At 60.7% G+C, this 23576-nt stretch carries 16 protein-coding genes; 6 read left to right on the forward strand and 10 right to left on the reverse strand.

Translation table 11 applies throughout. From position 1 onward, the window contains the following. The first annotated feature begins 1 nt into the window (after position 1). Positions 2 to 1339, forward strand: coding sequence for a tetratricopeptide repeat protein (locus JF535_RS04535; protein ID WP_206999531.1), 1338 nt, complete (start codon positions 2 to 4; stop codon positions 1337 to 1339). Between the two features lie 341 nt (positions 1340 to 1680). Then, complete coding sequence (locus tag JF535_RS04540) at positions 1681 to 2238, forward strand: TonB family protein (protein ID WP_206999533.1); 558 nt, start codon at positions 1681 to 1683, stop codon at positions 2236 to 2238. 63 nt (positions 2239 to 2301) lie between these two features. Here the strand turns inward: JF535_RS04540 and ilvD are convergent, their stop codons facing one another. The 4 genes from ilvD to JF535_RS04560 all read right to left on the reverse strand — a co-directional run bounded on the left by ilvD (position 2302) and on the right by JF535_RS04560 (position 7925). After that, entirely contained in the window at positions 2302 to 4137 is a 1836-nt protein-coding gene (gene ilvD / locus JF535_RS04545; protein WP_206999535.1) for a dihydroxy-acid dehydratase, read from the reverse strand. 171 nt (positions 4138 to 4308) lie between these two features. After that, positions 4309 to 5622, reverse strand: a complete 1314-nt coding sequence (gene argA, locus JF535_RS04550) for an amino-acid N-acetyltransferase (protein ID WP_206999538.1) — start codon at positions 5620 to 5622, stop codon at positions 4309 to 4311. A gap of 248 nt (positions 5623 to 5870) precedes the next feature. Next, positions 5871 to 7025 carry an acetylornithine deacetylase gene (argE, locus tag JF535_RS04555; protein ID WP_206999540.1) on the reverse strand — a complete coding sequence of 385 codons (1155 nt, stop codon included), beginning with the start codon at positions 7023 to 7025 and terminating at the stop codon, positions 5871 to 5873. 30 nt (positions 7026 to 7055) lie between these two features. Then, positions 7056 to 7925, reverse strand: a complete 870-nt coding sequence (locus tag JF535_RS04560; protein ID WP_206999542.1) for a DMT family transporter — start codon at positions 7923 to 7925, stop codon at positions 7056 to 7058. Positions 7926 to 7931: 6 nt separating this feature from the next. Here JF535_RS04560 and JF535_RS04565 point away from each other — a divergent pair, with 6 nt between their 5' ends. Together JF535_RS04565 and JF535_RS04570 are read left to right on the forward strand one after the other, a co-directional pair. Continuing rightward, entirely contained in the window at positions 7932 to 8411 is a 480-nt protein-coding gene (locus JF535_RS04565) for a DUF6314 family protein (protein ID WP_206999544.1), read from the forward strand. Between the two features lie 33 nt (positions 8412 to 8444). After that, positions 8445 to 9791: a M24 family metallopeptidase gene (locus JF535_RS04570; protein WP_340674120.1), complete on the forward strand. Its 1347-nt coding sequence runs from the start codon at positions 8445 to 8447 to the stop codon at positions 9789 to 9791. A gap of 17 nt (positions 9792 to 9808) precedes the next feature. Here JF535_RS04570 and JF535_RS04575 read toward each other — a convergent pair whose 3' ends face one another. The 3 genes from JF535_RS04575 to JF535_RS04585 form a co-directional block, all read right to left on the reverse strand. Then, entirely contained in the window at positions 9809 to 10618 is an 810-nt protein-coding gene (locus JF535_RS04575) for a PhzF family phenazine biosynthesis protein (RefSeq protein ID WP_206999546.1), read from the reverse strand. A gap of 116 nt (positions 10619 to 10734) precedes the next feature. Continuing rightward, complete coding sequence (locus JF535_RS04580; RefSeq protein WP_206999548.1) at positions 10735 to 12012, reverse strand: inorganic phosphate transporter; 1278 nt, start codon at positions 12010 to 12012, stop codon at positions 10735 to 10737. 15 nt (positions 12013 to 12027) lie between these two features. After that, the gene (locus JF535_RS04585) at positions 12028 to 12705 is read right to left on the reverse strand and encodes a TIGR00153 family protein (RefSeq protein ID WP_206999550.1); all 678 of its coding nucleotides are present in this window, start codon (positions 12703 to 12705) and stop codon (positions 12028 to 12030) included. 235 nt (positions 12706 to 12940) lie between these two features. Between JF535_RS04585 and tfpB the strand changes: the two genes are divergently transcribed. Further along, a complete protein-coding gene (tfpB, locus tag JF535_RS04590; protein ID WP_206999552.1) occupies positions 12941 to 14716 on the forward strand; it encodes a type IV pilus assembly ATPase TfpB in 1776 nt (591 codons plus the stop codon). A 77-nt stretch (positions 14717 to 14793) separates the two neighbouring features. On the opposite strand, the gene JF535_RS04595 is transcribed toward tfpB, so the two are convergent. Genes JF535_RS04595 through JF535_RS04605 form a run of 3 tightly spaced genes read right to left on the reverse strand, consistent with a single transcriptional unit; the run spans position 14794 to position 19638 of the window. Next, a complete protein-coding gene (locus JF535_RS04595) occupies positions 14794 to 15756 on the reverse strand; it encodes a DUF4340 domain-containing protein (protein WP_206999554.1) in 963 nt (320 codons plus the stop codon). 14 nt (positions 15757 to 15770) lie between these two features. Then, positions 15771 to 18680, reverse strand: a complete 2910-nt coding sequence (locus JF535_RS04600) for a Gldg family protein (RefSeq protein WP_206999556.1) — start codon at positions 18678 to 18680, stop codon at positions 15771 to 15773. Continuing rightward, the gene (locus tag JF535_RS04605; protein WP_206999558.1) at positions 18670 to 19638 is read right to left on the reverse strand and encodes an ATP-binding cassette domain-containing protein; all 969 of its coding nucleotides are present in this window, start codon (positions 19636 to 19638) and stop codon (positions 18670 to 18672) included. The genes JF535_RS04600 and JF535_RS04605 overlap by 11 nt, the downstream gene beginning before the upstream one ends. A gap of 544 nt (positions 19639 to 20182) precedes the next feature. Here JF535_RS04605 and glnE point away from each other — a divergent pair. Next, complete coding sequence (gene glnE / locus JF535_RS04610; RefSeq protein WP_206999560.1) at positions 20183 to 23053, forward strand: bifunctional [glutamate--ammonia ligase]-adenylyl-L-tyrosine phosphorylase/[glutamate--ammonia-ligase] adenylyltransferase; 2871 nt, start codon at positions 20183 to 20185, stop codon at positions 23051 to 23053. Positions 23054 to 23576: the final 523 nt, after the last annotated feature.

Below are 23576 nucleotides of genomic sequence, written 5' to 3' on the forward strand. Positions count from 1 at the left end.
TATGAATATGACGACCGTGACGAAAGGCCTGTCCAAGTTCGTCCTGCGCACGTCCGTAGCGCTGCCCCTGGTACTGGCGCCAGCTGTGAGCGTTACTGTACTGGAAGCCGCTGGCGTGTCAGCTGGTTTCGCTCAGGCGGAAGCCCAGAGCGAGCAGAAGACCCGCAAAGTGCCGGCCATGCGTGAAAACGTGTTCAAGAAGCTGGGTAAAGTGCAGGAAGCTGCCGATGCCCAGAACTGGCCGGCAGCGCTGGCAGCGCTGAAGGAAATGGAAGCCGGTAAGGACAAGTACAACGGTTACGAAACCGCCCAGATGTACTACTTCTACGGCTTCGTTTACTACAGCATGGAGCGCTATCCGCAGGCGATCACCTACTACAAAAAGGTGCTGCAGCAGGGTGCGCAAAACCTGCCGGTTGCCCTCGAAGTGGGTACCCTGTTGACCGTGGCTCAGCTGTACTTCGTACAGGAAGACTACAAGCAGGCGCTGAACTACCTGAACCAGTGGTTCAAGGTGGCCGACAACGTTACAGCGGATTCCTACGCTCTGCGCGCCCAGGCCTACCACCAGGTGGGCAACGCGAAGGCCGCCATGGCAGATATCAGCAAAGCTATCTCCATGTACGAGCAGGAAGGCAAAACGCCCAAGGAAAACTGGTTCCAGCTGCAGCGCTACTTCTATTACGAGCAAAATGACTACAAAAACGTAGCCAAGGTGCTTGAGAAGCTGGTGAAGCACTACCCGAAAGGGGAGTACTACAAGCAGCTGGCGGGTATGTACGGCGAGCTGAAGCGTGAAGACGATATGCTTCACATGATGGAAGCCGCCTATATCGCCGGTGCCCTGCAGAAAGAGAAAGAGCTGTTGAACATGGCCTATCTCTTTATGGGTGCGGAGATGCCGTACAAAGGTGCCAAGGTCATCGACAAGGGCATCAAAGAGAAGAAGATTGAGCGCACCTCGAAAAATCTGGAAACCCTGGCTCAGGCCTACCAGATGTCTCAGGAGCTGCAAAAGTCGATTCCGGAACTGGAAGCTGCGGCAAGCATGTCCGACAAGGGCGATATCTATTCCCGTCTGGCCGGTATCTACCTGGACCTGGACAAGAATGAGACCGCCATTGATATGGGCGCCAAGGCGCTGAAGAAGGGTGGCATCAAGCGCCCGGATCAGCTGTACATCATACTGGGCATGGCCAATGCCAACCTGAAAAAGTACGATGAATCGCTGAAAAACTTCAAGAAAGCTCTGGATGACAAGCGTTCTGAAAAGTTTGCCAAGCAGTGGATTAGTTTCGTTGAAGGTGAGCAGGAGCGTGAAAAGCAGCTGGCGATGTAATTGCTACATCGGCCAACGCTTTACGCGAACCGAAAAAGCCGCACATTGTGCGGCTTTTTTTTGCCTGAAATTTGTCATTTTGGCGCAATATTGAGCGATTAATGGGAATTATTTGCATTTTCGCCAGAATCAACTAAATACTGAAAGTAGCTGATCAGCTTTTTCCTCCGCACCGCAGATTCTGTCCGGTGCGACCAATCAACACCTGAAAATAACAAGGAGAGGTGTTTATGGAACAGGCTTATCGCTTATCCATGGCCATGCGGCCGTTTCCCCCACTCACGTTTTCGTTCTCAGTCAGATCCGCAACTGTCGTCCGCAACGTTGTGCTTGCAGTCGCGGTGACCGGACTGTTGCTGCTGGGAATGGCGCAGCTGATCGCAACCGACTACCAGGAGCCCCCGGAGGTTTTGCCGCCCAAGGTGGCCCCCATTCATTTGCCGGAAATGAAGCGCACCGTGGAGCGGGTAGACCCCATCCGCAAACCGCAGCAGCTGCCGCCGCCGGTGAAGCCGCAACCTGTTGAGCGCACACTGGAGCCGGCGCAGGTGCCGATTATTGTGGGGCCACCGGTCGTAACCCAGCAAACCATTGACCCTGGTATCGTAAGTTCTGACCCGTTACCGTTCTACAAGCCAGCGCCCCGCTATCCCAGCCGAGCATTGGCTCAGGGAATCGAGGGTTATGTGGTGGTGGAGTTTACGATCACCCGCAGCGGTAGCGTGAGAGACCCGCGGGTTGTGGGCGGCTATGACAGTGCCGGTGCGCCTACGGAAGTCTTCAACCGCTCGGCACTCAATGCGGTTGAGCGCTTTAAATATCGGCCGACTCTGGTGGACGGCAACCCGGTAGAGAAACAAGGGGTGCGCAACAGGATTACGTTCAAGCTGGCGGAGTAGGCCGGAACCAAGGCAAAAAAATAGCGGGCGTTTGCCCGCTATTTTCTTGATAGGCATTAGCCCTCAATCGATTTCGCGTACCGCGCCCCGATCGGCGCTGGTGGCCAATAATGCATATGCTTTCAGTGCCCGGCTGACTTTGCGTGGCCGCACTTTTGCCGGCTTCCAACCCTCACTGCCCTTCGCCTGCATGGCCTCACGGCGACGCTGCAGTTCCGCTTCCGGAATATCCACCTCGATCAGGCGCTTGGGAATATCGATGCGCACCAGGTCCCCGTTTTGCACCAGTGCGATGTTGCCACCGCCCGCGGCTTCCGGTGACACATGGCCGATGGACAGGCCTGAGGTGCCGCCGGAGAAGCGACCGTCGGTAATCAGTGCGCAGGACTTGCCGAGTCCCTTGGACTTCAGGTAACTGGTGGGATAGAGCATTTCCTGCATGCCGGGGCCGCCTTTGGGGCCCTCATAGCGCACAATGACCGCTTCCCCTTCCTGCACCTTGCCCTCAAGAATGTGCGCCACGGCGTCTTCCTGGCTTTCGACCACATGTGCCGGGCCTTCAAAGTGCCACAGCTCCTCTTCGACTCCGGAGGTTTTTACCACGCAGCCATCCGGTGCCAGGTTGCCAAACAGCACCGCGAGGCCGCCTTCGGCAGAGTAGGCATGTTCCACCGAACGGATACAGCCCTGCTCCCGATCGCCGTCCAGATTGTTCCACCGACAATCCTGGCTGAACGCCTGCTGAGTGCGAATACCGGCGGGGCCGGCGCGGAAGAACTTGTGTACCGCCGGGTCGTCGGTACGGCGGATATCCCATTGCTCCAGTGCTTCCCTCAGCGAATGGCTGTGTACCGTAGGCAGGCTGGCATCCAGCAGGCCACCGGCCTCCAATTCGCCAAGAATCGCCATCACGCCACCGGCGCGGTGCACGTCTTCGATATGATACTTCTGGGTGTTGGGCGCCACTTTGCACAACTGGGGAATCTTGCGCGAAAGCTGGTCGATATCCGCCAGGGTAAAGTCCACTTCACCTTCCTGGGCGGCAGCGAGCAGGTGCAGGATAGTGTTGGTTGACCCTCCCATGGCGATGTCCAGTGCCATGGCGTTACTGAACGCGGCGCGATTGGCGATGGTGCGCGGCAGTGCGCGCTCGTCGTCCTGTTCGTAATAGCGTTTCGCCAGCGCGACGATTTCGCGACCCGCGCGCAGGAACAGTTGCTCGCGATCTGCGTGGGTGGCGAGCATGGTGCCGTTGCCGGGCAGGGACAGGCCCAGGGCCTCGGTCAGGCAGTTCATGGAATTGGCGGTGAACATCCCCGAGCAGGAACCGCAGGTTGGGCAGGCGGAGCGCTCATACTCGGCCACCTGCTCATCGCTGGCATCGTCGGTGGCCGCAATCACCATGGCATCCACCAGATCCAGCTTGTGCTCAGCGAGTTTGGTCTTGCCCGCCTCCATGGGCCCACCGGAGACAAAAATAACCGGGATGTTCAGGCGCATCGCGGCCATCAGCATTCCAGGGGTGATCTTGTCGCAGTTGGAGATGCACACCAGGGCGTCGGCGCAGTGGGCATTCACCATGTACTCCACCGAGTCGGCGATGATCTCGCGGCTGGGCAGGCTATAGAGCATGCCGTCATGGCCCATGGCGATACCGTCGTCCACGGCAATCGTGTTGAATTCCTTGGCGACACCGCCGGCCTTTTCAATCTCCCGTGCCACCAGCTGGCCCATGTCCTTCAGGTGTACGTGCCCGGGCACAAACTGGGTGAAGGAATTGGCCACGGCGATGATCGGTTTTTGGAAATCGTCATCCGTCATGCCGGTGGCGCGCCACAGGGCGCGGGCACCGGCCATGTTACGGCCGGCGGTGGTGGTGCGAGAGCGGTACTGGGGCATAGCAGTTCTTAAACTTTTTGGACAGTGGATATCGGGCCTGACTGGCAGGCGGGGCGCGGTTGCACCCGAGAGCGCGACAGATTATCAAAACGGAAGAGATATTGCGCGGTTCCGTGAAAAGGTTGGGGTGGGCGCAACCTCTGTCCGTTCTCTTCCACTATTTCTGCAAGCTTATTGCGCTTGCAGTGGCTTGCGTAATACGCGGGAATTTCGCTGAATGTTGTACAGGGACTTGCGGCTGGTAGGCAGGTCGCCGACGTCGACTTGGGTAAAACCCCGCTCGATAAACCAGTGCTCGGTCTGGGTGGTAAGTACATAGATTTCGTCGAGGTCCAGTGCGCGAGCCTGCCGCTCCAGGTGCTGCAGCAGTTTGGCGCCGCGGCCGCCGCCACGGAACTCCGGATGAATGGCCACGCAGGCGATCTCGGCCGCAATGGTATCTCCCTGGTCGTCCAGAATGGGATACAGGGCCGCGCAGGCCACCGGCGTGCCGTCCACCTCTACCAGCGTGAAATGGTCGATTTCGGATTCCAGTTTTTCCCGCGAGCGCCGTACCAGAATCCCCTGTTTTTCCAGCGGCCGAATCAGCCCGAGAATGCCGCCCACGTCATTAATGCGGGCGCGACGAATCACCTCGTAGCTGTCGCGGTAGATCATGGTGCCGGCGCCTTCGCGGCTCAGCAGTTCCTGCAACAGTGCGCCGTTGTCGGCGTAACTGAGCAGGTGCACCCGCTGGGTACCGGCGTTGCACGCGCGGATAGCACAGGTGAGAGTTTCGCTGTCTACGCTATCCGCTACATCCTCGGCCTGATGGATACTCAGGTCATACACGGGCTGGCTGTCGACCGTCAGTTGCGGCAGGTCGCGGAACAGAATCAGTTTCTCAGCATTCAGCGCCTTGGCGGCTTCTGCGGCGAGATCGAGGTAGTTGAGATTAAACAGTTCGCCGGTCAGGGAGGTGCCAAACGGTGACAGCAGTACCAGCGAATTTTCCTCCAACGCGCGGCCGATGGCTTGCACCTCCATACGCCGTACCTGGCCGGTCCAGCGCATATCGGTCCCGTCGATGATGCCCACCGGGCGAGCGGTAACGAAGTTGCCGGACACCACTTTCAGTGCGGAGCGCGCCATGGGGGAGTCTGGCAATCCCTGGGAAAAGGCGGCTTCAATTTCAAAGCGCAATTTGCCCACCGCCGCCTTGATAACCTCCAGGGTTTCCCGGTCGGTAATGCGGGTGTTGCCCTGAAAGCGGCTTTCTATGCCGGCTTTTTCCAGAGCCTCATTGACCTGTACGCGGGCGCCGTGGACCAGCACCAGTTTCACGCCCAGGCTGATCAGCAGAGTGAGGTCGTGCACCAGGTTGCGAAAGTTTTCGTGCTCAAAGCCTTCCCCGGGAATCGCTACCACCAGGGTTCGCCCGCGCAGATCATTGATATAAGGCGCGGCGTTTCGGAACCAGTTGAGGGTGGTGGTTTCTGTATTCACGGTTTTAGTATTCAAAAGATGGAACGGAAGTTTGCACAATATACCGTATTTTCTGCGGATTTCCGTTGATTACTTTGGGATGGGAAAATCTCAATAGTTCACGCGAAGGCGTCGATGCCGGGTACGGGTTTGTGAGACCTTCTAAAACAGGGATGTTTTAGAAGAGCCCCCAGGGATGGGTACACGGCGTGTCTCACAAACCCGTACCCGGTAGCGACGCCGCCACCGGATCGAAATGACAGGTACCACTACAGGCAAAATCGCCCAATCATGCCCTTTAACACTTCCACCATCGGATCAATCCGCTCCAATCCAAGATACTCGTCGGGCTGGTGTGCCTGATCAATATCACCGGGCCCAAGCACAATCGTCTGCATCCCCAGCTTCTGCAGGAAGGGCGCTTCGGTGGCAAAGGCGACACTCTCGGCACTGTGCCCGGTCAGCTGCTCGGCCACCTGTACCAGTTCCGATTGCGCCGGCTCCTCGAATGCTTCGACACCACCGATCAGTGAATCCATTTGCAGCTGAATTTTTTCATCGTCCACTACATTTTTCAGGCGCTGGTGCAGCTCGCCTCGCAGTGCGTCCATCGGCATACCCGGAAGCGGGCGCAGGTCGAACTGCAGCTCCGTGTGGCCACAGATCCGGTTGGGGTTGTCACCGCCGTGAATGCAGCCGAGGTTGAGGGTGGGTACCTGCACCGCGAATCCGGGATTCCGGTAACGCTCCTGCCACTCCCCGCGCAATTTCAGGATTTCAGACATCGCGGTGTGCATCGCTTCCAGCGCGCTGGCACCGTATGCGGGGTTGGAGGAGTGCCCTGCCTGGCCGGTGATGCGCAGGCGCTCCATCATCATGCCCTTGTGCATACGGATGGGTTTCAGGCCCGTAGGCTCGCCGATAATGGCGTAGCGGGCCTTGGGTAAACCCGCCTTTACCAGTGCGCGGGCGCCGGACATGGAGGTTTCCTCGTCGGCGGTGGCGAGAATAATCAGCGGCTGTTGCAGGGGTTTGCCGGCAAAGGCTTTGGCGGCTTCAATGGCCAGCGGGAAAAAGCCCTTCATGTCGGTGCTGCCCAGGCCGTACCAGCGATTGTCGCGCTCGCTCAGCTTGAACGGGTCCGATTGCCAGCGGTTGTCGTCGTAGGGCACTGTGTCGGTATGCCCGGCCAGCACCAGGCCGCCATCGCCACTGCCGAGGGTGGCGATCAGGTTGGCTTTGTGGGGCTGGTCTTCCATGGGCATGATCTGTACGGAAAAACCAAGCGTCTCAAGCCATGCGGCCAGCAGGTCGATTACGCCGCGGTTGCCCATGTCCAGCTTGGGATTGGTGGCGCTGACACTGGGGCTGGCCACCAGTTGTTGCAGCTGGCTCTGCAGGTCGGGCAGCGTGCGGGTGCTCATAGCTTCTTTCCTTGCATGGGAACGCGATGTCTATGGGTGTTTGTTGCGCCACTCGCTGAGAGCGACGGCGGCGACGATCAAGAGTCCGCCGGCGATCAGTCGCGGCAGGTCAGCATCGCGGTTCCAGATCAGCAGATTGACGATCAGCCCCGCGGGAATCAACACATTGTTCATGGCCGCCAGCGTTGCTGGGGAGACCTGGGTGGCGCCCTTGTTCCACAGAAAGTAGCCGATACCGGACGCCACTGCGCCGAGCCAGAGTAGCACGCTCCATTGCACCACACCGGTGGGGTACTGCGGCTTGCCTAGTAGTAGCCAGGCAATGGCGGCCACAATGCTGGCGCCGATAAAAAACCAGCCGAATGTCTGCCGCGGTGGCAGCGATTTGCCACGCACTGCGCTGGATTGCATAAACTGCCTGTAGGCTACCTGGCCGCTGGCAAAGCACAGGTTGGCGCCTTGCACCACAAAAAAGCCGAGCCAGTAATCATCGCTGAGGCTGTCCCAACGAATAATGGCGGCACCAGCCACGGCGATCGCGGCCACCAGCAGGTTCCACAGGCTATTGCGCAGCGAGAGCCGGCGCGCCAGCAGGTTGTAGATCAGTGCAATATATACCGGTGTGAAAATAGTAAACAGCAGTACTTCCGGCACGCTCAGCAGCAGGAACGACTGGTAGTAAAACAGGTACATCAGGCCCAGCTGAATGGCGCCAATGGCCATCAGGGTAATGGCAGTGCGTGGTGGCGTGCGCCAGTTGAGAAAGGGTAGAAAGACCAGGGTTGCCAGTAGCACGCGGGTGAGTACGGAAAAATAGCTGTCGACCTGGCCGGCCAGGTAGACCCCGATCAGGCTGAAGGAAAAGGCCCACAGTAAGGTGACAATGATCAGAAGTAGCATGAACAGGTGTTTCCATTGAATTCGCTGGTGGATTACAAAGCGTTAAGCGCGTTAGCGCAATTGGTAGAACGTCTGCAAAAGGTGCGGGCGTTCAGTTTTACTGCCAGCAACGGACCCGGCTCAAAAACCAACTGGCGTGGTCACGGGCGTGGGGATGTGACGGTTACCAGCTGCGGAGCCCATACCCTGTTTGCCGAGCGGGCAGAATTTTCCGATGCGGACGGCCATAAAATTGACCTGCAGAATACCTATCGCTGGACCCGTTGCCCCGCGTTCGTTCGCCTCGAGCACCTGCGGCGTGCGCAGCCGGTGCTCCTGTTCAACCTGGCACCGGTGACCGAGCACGGGTTTCGCCACCAGGCACCGCACTTGTGTGGTGAGGATACCTACACCGCCGACCTGATTCTGCACGCGGATGAGATCGAATTGATCTGGCAGATTCACGGGCCGCGCAAAAACGAACGTTTGCATTATCACTACTGGTAGCCCCTGTTTTTACCGTGAAAACAGGATACCCTCGTGCCCATTCTGACCCATTTTCTTCTGACCCATTTTCTCCTGACCGATAGTCTCGTGATGGATACCCGTGGAGAACGTGACATGCCCACCAAGCGCCAACTTCTGAAAACCGCCGCGCTGCTGGCGATGACGCCGGCAGTGCCCCTGCGCGCCGCCACCAACGCCGCGCCCGCGGACAAAAAGCCCGGATCCCTGCTCGACGGCGTGCAGCCAATTCAAGTGTCCGAGCGGCAGGCGCGGGTCGAGAAGGCGCAAGCACTGATGGGCAAGGTCGGTATCGATGCCATGGTACTGGAGCCTGGTGCCGCCATGCTGTACTTCACCGGGATTCGCTGGTGGCGCTCGGAGCGTCTGACCTGTGTAGTGATTCCCCGGCGCGGCGATATTGCCGTGGTAACGCCATTCTTTGAAGAGCCCTCGGTGCGCGAGTCCATGACCTTTGGCGAGGATGTCCGCACCTGGCACGAACACGAGAGCCCGTTTGCGCGGGTGGCTTCGGTGCTCAAGGACCGCGGCATCAAGAGCGGCACCCTTGGCCTCGAGGCCTCGGTACGCTGGTTTGTGGCCGATGGCCTGCGGGACGCCCTGTCCGGGTTCAAGCTGGTGAGTGCCGACCCGGTTACCCGCGGCTGCCGTATGGTCAAGAGCCCGGCGGAGCTGGCGCTGATGAAAAAGGCCAACGAAATCACCCTGGCCGCCTATGGCATGGTGTGGAAGCAGTTGCGCCCGGGGATGACACCGGCCGACGTCAACCAGCTGATGCGCGAGGCGCAGACCAGCCTGGGTGGGCAGGGTGTGTGGACCATGGCCCTGTTTGGCGAGGGCAGCGCCTATCCCCACGGCACCGATCAGCCGCAGCAGATTCGCGAAGGCCAGATTGTGCTGATGGACTGCGGCTGCAGTGTCGAAGGCTACCAGTCGGATATTTCCCGCACCTTCGTGTACGGGGAGCCCAGTAAAAAACAGCAAAAAATCTGGCAGCTGGTGCGCGAGGGGCAGAATGTGGCCTTTGAGGCCGCCAAACTCGGTGCGCCGGCGGGCAGTGTCGACGACGCGGTGCGCGCGTTTTATCTGAAAAATGGCTTCGGGCCGGACTACCGCCTGCCCGGACTGTCCCATCGCACCGGCCACGGAATCGGTATGGAAGGACACGAGCCGGTGAATTTTGTGCGCGGCGAAAAAACCGAGTTGGCACCGGGCATGTGTTTTTCCAATGAGCCGGGCATTTATCTGCCGGGGGAATTCGGTGTGCGTCTGGAAGACTGCCTGTACATGACGGAGAAGGGGCCTGCCTGGTTTACCCTGCCGCCAGACAGCCTCGCCAGCCCACTGGGGCGCCTGGGTTGAGCCCAGGCAAATTCCCGCTAAAGGGTGATCTGCCCGCGCAGATAGGTAATGGCGCGTCCGCGCATGATCACCCGCTCCCCGTTCAGTTCGCAATCCAGCTCGCCACCGCGGGCTGAAATCTGTCTCGCCTTGAGAGCGGGCTTATCCAGCTTTGCCGCCCAGAAAGGCGTCATGTACGTGTGGGCCGAGCCGGTCACCGGGTCTTCATCAATGCCGATGGCCGGGGCGAAGAAGCGGCTGACGAAGTCGCAGTCAAATCCATCACCGGGCGCGGTGCAGATCACCCCCTTGTAGGGAAGCCTGGCCACCGCGCGCATATCGGGCTCGAGATTGGCAACGATGTCCGCGGAGGCAAACTCCACCAGCAGCTGATCGTTGGAACCGGCAACTTCCATGGCTGACAGCGGCGCGACACCGAGGGCGTCGGTATATTCCTCGCCGAGACTGATCGGTTGGATGTTTTGTACGGGGAAGTCCAAAGCCAGCCGCTCCCCTTCACCCTCTCTTTCCCGACGCACGATCAGCTTGCCGCTGCGGGTGAAGAAGTGTATTTCATCGTCAATAAACCCCAGCTCCGACCACAGCAGATGCGCAGTGGCCAGGGTGGCGTGACCGCACAAGGGGACCTCTTCGCCGGGGGTAAACCAGCGCAGTTCGAAGCCGTGGCCGGCAGGCACGGTGAACGCGGTTTCCGCGAGGTTGTTCTCGGCGGCGATCTGTTGCAGTTGTTGGTCGTCGAGCCAGCGGGTCAGTGGTACATAGGCGGCGGGGTTGCCGCGAAAGAGTGCCGAGGTAAAGGCGTCGGCCTGGTAGATGGGCAGTTGCATGGAGGAGTCCTTCTCACATTACCAGCATAAAAAAAGGGAGCGCCCGGAGGCACTCCCTTTTGTATCAGGCGCGGTGGGTCATTGTCATTACCCGGCGCTGTGTTACCAGCCCCTCTTTACCAACTAAAGACGCCCTTGAAGAAGAAGAAGAACAGAATCGCCAGGCCGGCGCCCGCGGGCAGGGTCACGATCCAGGAGGCGGCGATGGTGGTGATCATGCGCAGGTTAAGCGCACCGATACCGCGTGCCAGGCCGACCCCCAGTACCGCACCCACCAGGGTGTGCGTGGTGGAAATGGGCAGGCCGGTGCCGGAGGCGAGGACCACCGTGGCAGCCGCACCCAGCTCGGCAGCAAAACCGCGGCTCGGGGTCAGCTCGGTGATCTTGCGGCCGATCGTAGCCATTACCTTGAAGCCATAGGTGGCGAGGCCCACCACGATACCGGCACCACCCAGCAGCAGGATCCATGGCGGCATCACCGCTTTGGCAGTAACCGTGCCCTGTTGTACGGTGTTCACCACCGCGGCTAGCGGGCCGACGGCGTTGGCTACATCGTTGGAGCCGTGGGCAAACGCCATGGCACAGGCGGTGAAGATCATCAGGATGGCAAACACGCGCTCCACGTTGGCAAAGCGGTTGTCTTTTTCCATCGCCGGGTCGCGTTTGATGCGCTTCAGCAGCACCATACCGATGGCCATGACCACCAGGCCCATCACCCCGGCAATCAACGCGTCCTGCAGGAAGCTCAGGGAAATACCGGCGTCCTTGAACACGTGCTTGAGGCCCTTGGTGAGCGTCACCATGGAGATCATCCAGCCCACCGCAAACATGTAGACGGGGATGTAGCGCTTGGCGTTGGTGAAGGGGTCCTCGGTGTTGAGGATCAGCCGCTGCACGCTTCTGAATAACAAAAACGAGATGGTGCCGGCGAGCACCGGCGAGACCACCCAGCTGGCCACGATGCTGGCCACCTTGCCCCAGGCCACCGCGTCCACCGAGATGCCCACGGCCGAGAAGCCAACGATGGCGCCGACAATGGAGTGGGTGGTGGAAACGGGCCAGCCCAGAATACTGGCGATCATCAGCCAGGTGCCCGCCGCCAGCAGAGCGGAAAGCATGCCGTACACCAGCAGCTCTGGTGTGTCGTTAAATAGGTCCGGGGCAATGATGCCCTTGCGGATGGTCGAGGTCACTTCACCGCCGGCCAGGTAGGCGCCGGCAAACTCGAAGATCATGGCGATGATAATCGCCTGTTTGATGGTCAGTGCGCGGGAGCCCACGGAGGTGCCCATGGCGTTGGCCACATCGTTGGCGCCCACACCCCAGGCCATGAAAAATCCGAACACACAAGCCAGAATCAGAAAGATATGGCCGTATTGAGCAATGATATCCACGTTTTCTCTCCCCGCTTAGCGCGCCAGTAACAACTGCAATCGGTTACCCACACCGTGGGCCTCATCTGCCAGGTCACCGACCCACTCGATCACCCGGTAGAGGAAAATCACATCTACCGGCGGCAGGTCTTTTTCTAATTTGAACAGTGCCGCGCGCACTTCGACTTCGAGCTCGTCAGACTTGCGCTCGAGATCGTCCAGTTCTTCGGTCATGCGGCGGGCGATATCCACTTCGCGGCCGGAAAAGCCGGATTCCAGCAGTTCGTCCAGCTCGTTGATAGCCTTCAGCGCCTGGGCGGAGGTGGCCACGGCACTTTCGACAAAGATGGTCATCATCGGGTGCATGGATTCCGGGAACTGCATCTGGCGGCCAATGGCCAGGCCCGCAATGTCCTGGGCCTTGTTGGCGACCTTGTCCTGCACGTGCAGCAACTCCAGCAGGTCGCTGCGGGAGACCGGCATAAACAGGCTGTCCGGCAGGTGCAGGCGCAGGTCTTTCTTGATGTCGTCGGCGCGGTTCTCGCTGGCGGAGATGCGTTGCTGAACGGTTTTGGCCGTGCTGAAGTCGCCCTGCATAAGGGCTTCAAAGAAGGGCACCAGATCCGCTGACGCCTCGTGGGCGGTCGCCATGTGCTCCTTGATCGGCTTGATCGGCGAGCGGCCGAACAGGTTGGCGATATTGGACAGGGGCATGGTCTGTTCCTTTTTCCGGTCCTGACAGTTGATTGAAAAGCCGCTTGATTGGACGCTTGTCTGAGCCCTTGGTTGATCGAAAGGCGGCCGAATTGGGCGGCATGGTACCCCAACACGTGCGCAGGTCACAGTGATGTGACCGTTTCGTGGCAGACCGGGTGTCCGGTGCACTGTTGCGGATCGTCATAAGCGCTACAATGCGCCTTCAAACTAAAGCGTAGACGGGTGACAGGGTATGGCTGGAAGCAGAGTGGCGGACCGGGTTCTCGACCTGCCGGGGTTGCTGGAAGACCTGGTGAGCCAGGGCTATGTGAGCCGCCCGGATGCCAATCGGTTGATCGGTACGCCACGCAGTGCCGAGCAGGCGCAGATGCACCCGCTGTCTTACATCGCCAGCTGCGAACTGCCCAACCTGAAAAAGCCCGGCAAGGCCCTGGATGCCGCCACCCTGACCCAGTGGCTGGCGGATACGTCGTCGCACGGCCTCTACCACATCGACCCGCTCAAGGTGAACGTAGCAGAAGTCACTGAGGTGATGAGCTTCCAGTTTGCCAAGCGCCACCAGATCCTGTGTGTGGAGGCCACCAAGGACATGCTGCTGGTGGCCACCGCGCAACCCTATACCTCCGGTTGGGAAGAACAGCTGGAGCACACCAGCGGCCGCACCGTGCAGCGGGTGGTGGCGGACCCGGCGGATATCAAACGCTACGGCACCGAGTTTTACTCCCTGGCCAACTCCATTTCCGGCGCCAGCGGCCTCAAGGGCAGCTCTGGGGCGGGCAACTTCGAGCAGTTGCTGGAACTCGGCAACCTCAAGGACCCGGAAGCCAATGACCAGCATATCGTCAATATTGTGGACTGGCTGCTGCAGCACGCCTTCGACCAGCGCGCCAGTGATATTCATATTGAGCCGCGCCGCAACATCGGCCGTATCCGCTTTCGCATCGACGGCGTACTGCACCCGATCCACGAACTGCCGGATCAGGTCAACGCCGCGGTCACCAGCCGCCTGAAGATTCTCGGGCGCATGAATGTAGCGGAGAAGCGCAAACCTCAGGACGGGCGCATCAAGACCAAGCGCCCGGATGGCAGTGAGGTGGAGCTGCGTCTGTCGACGCTGCCCACGGCGTTCGGCGAAAAACTGGTGATGCGAATTTTTGACCCGGAAGTGCTGGCGCGCTCCTACCTCGACCTCGGCCTCGCCGGTGACGACCTGGCCCGCTGGCAGACCATGTTGTCCCGCCCCAACGGCATCGTCTTGGTGACCGGCCCCACCGGCTCCGGTAAAACCACCACCCTGTACACCGCACTCAAGCAGCTGGCCTCCACCGAGGTGAACGTGTCAACCATCGAAGACCCCATCGAGATGGTGGAAGACAGCTTTAACCAGACCCAGGTGCATCACAGCATTGGCCTGGATTTCGCCGCCGGTATCCGCACCCTGATGCGTCAGGACCCGGACATCATCATGGTGGGTGAGATCCGCGACCTGGAAACCGCACAGATGGCGGTGCAGGCGGCGCTCACCGGCCACCTGGTGATTTCTACTCTGCACACCAACGACGCCCCCACCGCGGTGACCCGTCTGCTGGATCTTGGCCTGCCCCACTACCTGCTGAAATCCACGGTGCTGGGTGTGATGGCCCAGCGGTTGGTGAGAACGCTGTGCCCAAGCTGCAAGCGCAAAACCGAGGTGAGTGACGAGGACTGGCAGGCACTGGTGAAACCCTGGAAAGCGCCGAAGCCGGAAGTGGTGTATCAGCCGGAGGGCTGTCTGGATTGCCGCAATACCGGCTATCGCGGCCGTCAGGGCATCTACGAAATTCTGCCGTTCAGCGAAGGCGTGCAGGCGCTGGTAACCCACGACTGTGACCTGCAGCAGGTTCGTCGCCAGGGTATGCGCGAGGGCATGAACAGCCTGCGCTTGTCCGGCGCGCGCAAAGTGGCCGCGGGTATCACTACCGTGCAGGAAGTACTGCGGGTGGCACCGCCGCCGGATATTGCGTTTTAAGCCAGCGTATATTCGAGCCTGTAACCTAAAAAACCCGCGCATTGGCGCGGGTTTTTTGATGGTGCATCGAGTGGGGTTCAGCTTTTTGCTTGATCCTCCTCACTCGCGTCTGGTTCCTCTTCTGCGGTCTGCTCCTCGTCTTCCCGCTCCACCAACACCAGATCCTGGTGGCGTTTGTCCATCACCCGATCGAAATCGTATTTGGCGATTTCAAACAGCTGATCGCGGTCATCGCGGCGCACATAGTATTTGTCGTCCGCGCTGGCGAAGTGATAGCGGCGCTCGCCATTGCCGGCCTTCACCACAAACTCCGTTGCCTCCACCTCTGGAGCCTCGTCGACCGCTTTGGTGATACGCAGTTTCTCGAGCGCGGTGGCCAGTTCGCGGGCCTTGCCCGGGTCGACCGCCGGTGTTTCTTCCCCGTTGTCTGCGGCAAACGCCCAGCCGTCCTCACTTTTTTCCAGGGTGTAATCCGGGCCCTGGATGCGCGTCAGGTCGCCGGCGGCCAGCAGGGTTTTATCCAGCCAGTTGTCGGCGGTTGAAGGCAGGTCGAAGCTGTTGAGCTCTACCGCATAGATCGCATCGTCGCCGGCGCGGCGCACATGCACCTTGCGGAAGCCGGGGGAGGTGCCCACGAACAGCTCCAGTGCGGGATCATCCCCTTCCGCGGTGTACAGCTTCAGTCGTTTGCGGAATTTGTCTTCCGCCACTTCGAAGCGCTCGCGGGCACTGTTACTGGTGGCGATAGGCCAGGTTCCTTTCAGCGCGTTGAGTTTTTCCAGCAGGGTGTCGAGCTTGTCGCGGTTGACTGGTAGATCGTGCAACGCCGGCAGCTGCCACTGGTCCTCTTGTTTCACCAGGGTCACGCTTTCCCCATCACCGACAATTTCCAGTCGTTGCAGTGCGTCGGTTTCCGCCTGCACCAATGGTGTGGATTGTGCCTGCGCCTGTTGCCGCGAGCTGGACTCCCAGAACAGGCCGGCGGCCAGCACCAGCTGTAGTGCCAGCACACCGCTCAGGGCCATTTGCAGATTTTTCATGCTTCAGTTCCTCCTCAGCCGGCCAGCAGCTGTTGATAGCGCTGCTGGCGGGCGCGATTGCGCAGGTGCTGGATCAGGGCGACGAGGCCCAGGGCCAGCAGTGCGGCGATATAGTTCAGGGATTCCCAGAACAGGCGGCTGTCCTGCTCCATGGGAGGCAGGGTGCGGTTGAAGTGGCTGCGCGCGCGGATGCTGAGCAGGCCCGCATCCTCCAGGGACCAGTCCACACTGTTGGCGGCCAGTTGCAGGGTATTGAGGTAGTCGCCACCGGCGGCGGCACCACTCATGCGCACCACCTGATCCCGCAGGAAGTCGTTGGACGCGAACAGGATAATGCGCGCGGACTCCGGCGAGCGGCTGATCTGGCTGGGCAGGTTTTCCAACTTGCCGGCGTCGCTGGCATTCTCCCCGTCTTCGGCTGACGCCTCTTCGGGCTGCTGGGCCAGCGGCGAGGGTTTGTCGGCGAAATAAGAGTCAAAGCGCCCGGCGCTGACCACGCCCAGCAGGTGCGCGGCGCGCTCGCCCTCCGGGGTAAAGGCGCTGATCTGCCCGTCCACATAACGCGGCATCACACTGGTGCTGCTGGACAGCCAGGACTCCTGCGAGCTGTGCAGTAGCGGGGTGACGTTGCGTCCGGCGGATTTTTCCTCGTCCACGCGAATGGGCGAGGCCCAGCTCAGGGTGGCCTGGGGCAGGTTGCCGGTGATGGGGTTGTCGGCGTTGAGGCCGTCGCCGCGCACGTCGATAAAGTAGGGGTAATCCAGCATGCGCAGTTCCTGCAGCTGGAAGCCGCCCACGTTGCGGGTCACCGGTACCGGGAAGGCGCTGTTCTGCGGGTCCAGTACCAGTTTGCTGTCGACCTCAAGCCCCATATGTTGGAGCCACTGTTCCAGACCGCTGTTGACCCGGTTCAGGCGCAGGCTGCGGTTGGACAGGTCCGCGCTGTACGGGGAGGTGGCGGCGATCACGGTGCCGCCCTGCATCAGGAACTGGTCCACCGCGTACAGGGCTTTTTCGCTCAGATTGCGCGGTGCCAGCAGCATCAGGATGTCGGCGTTGCCGGAGACGCGGCCGTCACTCAGGTCCTCGCGTTCCACGTTCAGCTCGGCACCCAACAAGGTTTCCAGCTGGCTGAAGCGCGCGCCGCCGCCCATGCCCTGACTGAAATCGTCCGCCGGCGTCACCAGTGCCACGGTTTTGGTAAAGCCGCTGGCGAAGCGTTTGATGCCTGCCTCCAGGTTGCGTTCGAAGGTGTCCGCGCTGAGGTCGTCCAGCGGTATCTGTACCACTTTGTCATGTTGATCGTCGCGGGCGAGGGTGAGGTAAAAATAGAAGGGCCGCCCGATCAGGCTTGCGGCCATGGGCTGGAAGCCGTAGTCCTCGGCGATCTGCCGGGCTACTTTGCCGCCGTCCGCTTCGGGGTCGATAAATTCGACGCTCAGGCGCTCGCCGGCATCCGCCTGGATTTTTTCCACAGACTCGCGGATGGATTGTTTAAATTCCATCAGCTGTTCCGGCAGCTGTTCGTCGGCGGAGACGTAGGCGGTAAACGCCAGCTTGCCCTGCACCGTGTCGAACAGGTTGCCCTCGCTCTGGTAGCTCTGCAGGACTTTTTTCACTGCGCGGGTGAGGTCGTACTCCGGGTTGCGCAGTTGCACGTCCACATCGGTTTCCCGATCGGCGTTGACCTCGATCAGGTCGCGGAAACCCAGTACCTCGTATTCGTCCCCGTATTGCACCAGCACATCAAAGTAGGAACTGACGATGGAGGCCTGGTAGCGATCCGCCACCTGGAAGGGCACCGGGGCGATCCCGTATTTGCGGTTGGCTTCCTCTTCCAGTTCCGGCTCTTGTGTCGGGTCGACCATTTCCACGCGTACACGGCCGTTGCCGGCCACTTCGTATTCCCGCAACAGGTCGCGCATCTGCGGCACCAGCGGTGCCAGTAGCGGATGGGTCTTGCCGCTGAAATAGGCGCGGATCAGCAGCGGTTCCTGCAACTGGTTCAGGTACTGCTGGGTGGCCGGGGAAATGGAATACAGGTTGCCCTCGGTCACATCCGCGCGCAGGGACTTCAGTTGCCCCAGCCATAAATTGGCGCCGAGGGCGTTGACCACCAGCAGCGCGGTGACCGTGAGCCAGGCCTGGCGGTGCTTGCGGTTGCCGCCAATGGCCCAGCGCTCGCGCTCCAGCACCAGGGTATTGAGAGATAGGAACACGGCGCACAGGCTCAGGTAGTAGTACAGATCCGGCAGGTCGATGACGCCGCGAGTAATGGCATCAAAGCGCGCGCCGGTACTGAGGCTGCGCAGCCATTCGCCGGCGCTGTTGCCGAAAAAGTCCGTGAGCAGCGGTGTGCCAATCAGGTAGAAAACCCCGCACAGGGCCGAGGCCACAATCAGGCTGACGATCTGGTTGCTGGCGCGGGCGGAGACGAACAGGCCGATGCTCAAATACGCCGCGCCCAGCAGGAAGGTGGCCAGGTAACCGGCCCATACCGGCCCCCAGTCCAGGTCGCCAATGATCGCCACGGTGAGCGGCAGCGGCAGGGTGATGGCGAGGGCGATCCCGAGCAGTGCCAGGCAGGCGACAAATTTGCCCAGCACAAACTGCCACAGGGGGGCTGGCTGGGTGAGGATATGTTCCAGGGTGCCCTTGGCGCGCTCGTCGCTCCACAGGCGCATGGTGAGCGCGCTGGTGAGAAAGATCAGCAGCAGCGGCATCCATTCGAACAGCGGGCGCACGTCGGCGATGTTGCGGGCGAAGAAAGCCTCGCCCCAGAAAAATACGAACAGGCTGATGGCGGCAAAGGTGGCGAGAAACAGGTAGGCCACCGGTGACGCGAAAAACAGGGTGAGTTCTTTGCCGGCCACGCGCTGGATCAAGCGCTTGCCGCTGACCGGTGAGGTGTTATCAGGCCGCATTTTCCAGTGCCTCCTGTTGTTTTTGTTGTGCGGGTGCTTGGCTTTCATTCACCTGGCGGAACAGGCTTTCCAGATCCTGCTGCTCCGGCTGCAACCGGTACAGTTCGCCACCGGCGGCGATGAGGGTGCGGGCGATTACGGCACTGGTGGAACGCAGGTTGGCGTCCTCCGTCAGCGCAATGCGGAACTGCCCGACCTTGGCCATTGCTTCGATACTCTCGATGCCTTCGTCTTTGCCCAGGCGGCCGAGTACCTCGCGGGCGTCGGTGGCGGAGGTTTCAAGCCAGATGCGGTTGGCGTTGCGCAGGCGCTCGAGTCTTTCGTCCACGGCGAGTTGGCCGCGGTGAATAATCAGCACGCGATCACACAGTGCTTCCACTTCCTGCATGATGTGGGTGGAGAGGATGACGGTGGCTTCGCGGGCGATCTCTTTGATGAGTGCGCGCATCTGCCGGGTCTGGGTGGGGTCGAGGCCGTTGGTGGGCTCGTCGAGGATCAGCAGCCGGGGCCGGCCGAGTATGGCCTGGGCGACGCCGACGCGCTGTTTGTAACCCCGCGAGAGGGTGTGGATGCGCGCGTGCAGTTTGTCCGCCAGCTCGGTGGCTTTGATGGCGCGGCGGATTTCGGCAACCTTTTCGTCGCCGTCGAGGCCTTTTAATGAGGCGGCGTAGTCGAGGTAGTCGGCGACGGTCATTTCGCCGTACACGGGCAGGTTTTCCGGCAGGTAGCCCAGTTGCCGTTGCAGGGTTTTGGGCTTGTCGGCCATGTCGATGCCATCAATATTGACGCTGCCGGTATCCGGTTCCAGATAGCCGGAGAGCATTTTCATGATGGTGGTTTTGCCGGCGCCGTTGTGGCCGAGCAGGCCGACAATTTCGCCTTTGCCGATTGTAAAACTGACGTCGTCGACGGCTTTGAATTCGCCATAACAACGGCTGAGGTGGGTGACTTCCAGCACCTTGTCCTCCTTTGGGTTTGGTTGTCAGGGGTGGTGGTAACGCAATTCCTCTTAACGGGCGCCGTGGCGGCACCGCTAGGTGGTACAGCTTTGCGAGACACGCCATAAACCCATCCCTGGGGGCTCGGCTGCGGCCGTCCTGGCCGCAGACGGTCTCGCAAAGCTGCACCACCTATCGGCGCCTGCGCTCATAGTTAAGAAGTATGAAAAATGTGCCGCAGTGATTTGTGACTGGTTATGGAGGCGGACGCGAGATGGGCAGGTAGATGGCGCGTCGAATGGCGCGGCAGTTAGTTAGCGCGACTGGGGGGTGGTTGTGGCTGTTCTGGGGGTGGTGAGTCGAAATAATCATTGCTCGTACAACGGGGGACGCCCCGGAATAAAAACAAGGTTCAGACGAAACAACGCCAAATTTTTTAACGGCATTTAGATAGGGCCGGGTGGCAAAAGTTCAAGCCCGGGCACGACGAATGGGGCGACGGCCAATGTATACTTGCGGGCTATCGTTAAGATGGACTTGTCGCGACCGTCAGGAGATACCCGCATGCCGTTGATTGATCACTGCCCCGCCGAACACCAGCCCCAGCTTCGTCAGCGTTGGGAGGCCTGGTGTGGGGCGGTGGGTGCAGATCGGGTGGCGGAGATAGAAGCGCTGCTGGATGCGGAGCGTGCCCAGGTGCTGGCGCGGGCTTTTGTAGGGTCGGACTTTTTTGTGCAGCAGTGCGGGCGCCACTCCCACTGGTTGGCGGCACTGTTGCAGAGCGATGACTGTGGTCTGGCTGCACCGGATCTCGCGGAGATCGAATCGGAAGAGCAGCTGGAAAAAATACTGCGCAATCTGCGCAACCGGGTGAATTGCGAGGTAATCTGGCGTGATTTTGCCGGCCAGTGGGATATCCCAACGGCCTGTGCGCGACTGACCCAACTGGCGGAGGTGTGCATTCAGGCGGCGCTCGATTGGCACCGCCTTAAGATGGTTGAGCGCCACGGCGAGCCGCGCAGCCGCGAGGGTGCGGTACAGCCGATGATCGTGTTGGGCATGGGCAAGCTGGGTGCGCGGGAGTTGAACCTGTCTTCCGATATCGACCTCATTTTTGCTTACCCGGAACCGGGTCAGAGCGACGGTGACAAGCCCCTGGAAAACCAGGCGTGGTTCCAACGCCTGGGGCAGCGCCTGATCAAATCCCTGGATACGGTTACCGCGGACGGTTTTGTGTTTCGCGTGGATATGCGCCTGCGTCCTTACGGCGACAGCGGGCCGCTGGTGAGCCACTACGCTGCGCTGGAGGATTACTACCAGACCCAGGGCCGCGAATGGGAGCGCTACGCCATGATCAAGGCGCGTCCGGTGGCCATGAGCGGTGGCGATGGTGGCGTAGCGGCGGAAGCGGCAGAAGAACTGATGGAGTTACTGCGCCCGTTTACCTACCGTCGCTACATAGACTTCAGTGTGATCGAGGCGCTGCGGGAAATGAAAACCCTAATCCAGCGCCAGGTCCGCGCCCGCGGTATGACGGACAACATCAAGCTCGGTCGCGGCGGTATTCGCGAGGTGGAATTTATTGCCCAGGCGTTCCAGCTGATTCGCGGTGGGCGCGAGCCGGACCTGCGGGTGCGCAACATTTTAAAGGTGTTGCCGCTGCTGGAAGCCGATGGTCATTTGCCGGCGGGCAGTGCGGAGCAGTTGTGGGATGCCTATCTGTTGCTGCGCCGGGTGGAGCACGGCCTGCAAGCGGAGCGCGACCAGCAAACCCAGACCCTGCCCGCGGAGATGGCACGGCGTGAACAACTGGCGTTTGCGCTGGGCTATGCCTCCTGGCCACTGCTGGCGGAAAAACTGGATGCCGCGCGCGCAATCATCGAGCACGAATTTGACGAGGTCATTGCGCCGCCGGAGGAGCCTGCCGAGCTGACCGCAAATGATCAGTGGCAGCTGCTGTGGGCGGGCTGCGAGCGCAATGCCGACCGCGACAGCTGGCTGGAGAAGTTGCACCAGGCCGGCTTTCAGCCCGCGTCCCAGGCGCTGGATTGCATCGTTGCCCTGCACAGTGATCGCATTGTCAGTGCGTTGCCGGCTTCCAGTCGCCAGCGCCTGGACCAGACCATGCCGCTGCTACTGGCTTCCGCTTCTGAAGTCGGCGAGCCGTTACTGGCGCTGGAACGGGTGATGCCCCTGCTGCGCTCCATTCTGCGTCGCAGCGCCTATCTGGTGTTGATCAATGAAAACCCGCCGGTGCTGGCGCAGCTGTTGCAGCTGTGCGCCGCGTCGCCGTGGATTGCCGAGCAGCTCGCCCGTCACCCGATCCTGCTGGACGAAATGCTCGATCAGCGCCGCCTGCTGGCACCCTCTACCGCTGGCGATATTGCCGACGACCTGCGTCAGGAAATGCTGCGCGTGGAGCCGGATGATCTTGAGGGGCAGATGGAAGCCCTGCGCCTGTTCAAGCAGAGCCAGAGCCTGCGTATTGCCGCGCAGGAGGTGACCGGTGCCCTGCCGCTGATGAAGGTGAGCGATTCCCTCACCTGGCTGGCGGAGGCGATCCTGCAGCAGTCTCTGGCGCTCGCGTGGCAGCAGATGACGGAAAAGCACGGTTTGCCCGGCGGGGCGAGCGCCGACGATATGCGCTTTGCGATCATTGCCTATGGCAAGCTGGGTGGTTTGGAGCTGGGGCACGGTTCCGACCTGGATATCGTGTTTGTGCACGATGCCGAACCGCAGCAGTACACCGATGGTGAACGATCCATCGACAACCTGAGTTTCTACACCCGTCTCGCCCAGCGTCTGATCCATATCCTGCAGACCCGAACCCTGAGCGGCCCCCTGTACGAAGTGGACACCCGCCTGCGCCCGTCGGGCAACTCCGGCCTGTTGGTGACCTCCCTGGCCGCGTTCGAGAAATACCAGCGCGAGAGCGCCTGGACCTGGGAGCACCAGGCGCTGGTACGTACGCGTCCGGTCGCCGGCAGCGTGCGCCTTGGCGAGGCATTCGAGGCGCTGCGAGTAACGCTGCTGTGCGAGCTGCGCGACGCACCGAAATTGCGCGGGGAAGTGGTGGAGATGCGGGACAAGATGCGCGCGCATCTCGACAAGTCGGGCAGCCAGCAATTTGACCTGAAGCACGGCCCGGGCGGCATCATCGATATCGAATTTATCGTGCAATTTACCGCGCTGGCATGGGCCCACAAGGCTCCTGCCATTGTGCGCTACACCGACAATATCCGGATTCTGCAGAGCCTGACCGAGGCCGGCCTGCTGCCAGAAACCGAGGCCGCCGACCTGACCGGGGCCTACAAAGCCTATCGCTCGGAAGGGCATCGCCTCGCGTTGCAGCAACTGCCCGCTCAGGTGCCCGCGGACTGGTTTCCCGCCGAGCGCGAAAATGTTGAGCAGGTGTGGAAGCGATTGCTGGGCTGAGGCGCTAAAACCTGTTGCTGGGTGTTGGGGCGTGTGCAGGAACCGGGTGTGTTCGGTTCACAAGCAGCGGTGCCGGATTTGGGCTGCATAAAAATTGCGTGAAAAAGCGGTAACCATGGGCGCGAGAAGATGCGAAACCCCTGGCCGGAGCAATGATCGTACACTCGGGACTGTTGTGCCTCAGACGGTATTGTCGCTATCCAATTTATGGTTCAATATGACCCACTGGCCCGGGCGCAGCGCGCCCCTCAACTGTGCGATCACTCGATAAAATTCGCATTCCTGAATGTCTCACCGAGACGGGCCTGATGCCGGCCCACCAAGCCGTGCATTGGATCGACGCCTACAAAGCCTACCGATCTGAAGGTCATCGCCCGGCATTACAACAGCGGCCGGGGGTTGTATCCGGTGACCAATTCGAAGCGGAAAGAAAGACCGTTGCAACAACTTGGCAGCAGATGCCGGACCGAGCGAGCGCGTGAAATTGTCGCCTGCTGCCCGGCCTGTGAGCGCTGCCCGATTA

The organism is Microbulbifer salipaludis (assembly GCF_017303155.1).
In the GTDB taxonomy this organism is placed as follows: Bacteria; Pseudomonadota; Gammaproteobacteria; order Pseudomonadales; family Cellvibrionaceae; genus Microbulbifer; species Microbulbifer salipaludis.

Bases quoted from the DNA above. Each gene is read 5' to 3' on its own strand.
- JF535_RS04535 (WP_206999531.1), top strand. From the start codon at position 2: ATGAATATGACGACCGTGACGAAAGGCCTGTCCAAGTTCGTCCTGCGC.
- ilvD (WP_206999535.1), bottom strand. From the start codon at position 4,137: ATGCCCCAGTACCGCTCTCGCACCACCACCGCCGGCCGTAACATGGCC.
- argE (WP_206999540.1), bottom strand. From the start codon at position 7,025: ATGAGCACCCGCACGCTGCCCGACCTGCAGAGCCAGCTGCAACAACTG.
- JF535_RS04560 (WP_206999542.1), bottom strand. From the start codon at position 7,925: ATGCTACTTCTGATCATTGTCACCTTACTGTGGGCCTTTTCCTTCAGC.
- JF535_RS04575 (WP_206999546.1), bottom strand. From the start codon at position 10,618: ATGCAACTGCCCATCTACCAGGCCGACGCCTTTACCTCGGCACTCTTT.
- JF535_RS04585 (WP_206999550.1), bottom strand. From the start codon at position 12,705: ATGCCCCTGTCCAATATCGCCAACCTGTTCGGCCGCTCGCCGATCAAG.
- tfpB (WP_206999552.1), top strand. From the start codon at position 12,941: ATGGCTGGAAGCAGAGTGGCGGACCGGGTTCTCGACCTGCCGGGGTTG.
- JF535_RS04595 (WP_206999554.1), bottom strand. From the start codon at position 15,756: ATGAAAAATCTGCAAATGGCCCTGAGCGGTGTGCTGGCACTACAGCTG.
- JF535_RS04600 (WP_206999556.1), bottom strand. From the start codon at position 18,680: ATGCGGCCTGATAACACCTCACCGGTCAGCGGCAAGCGCTTGATCCAG.
- glnE (WP_206999560.1), top strand. From the start codon at position 20,183: ATGCCGTTGATTGATCACTGCCCCGCCGAACACCAGCCCCAGCTTCGT.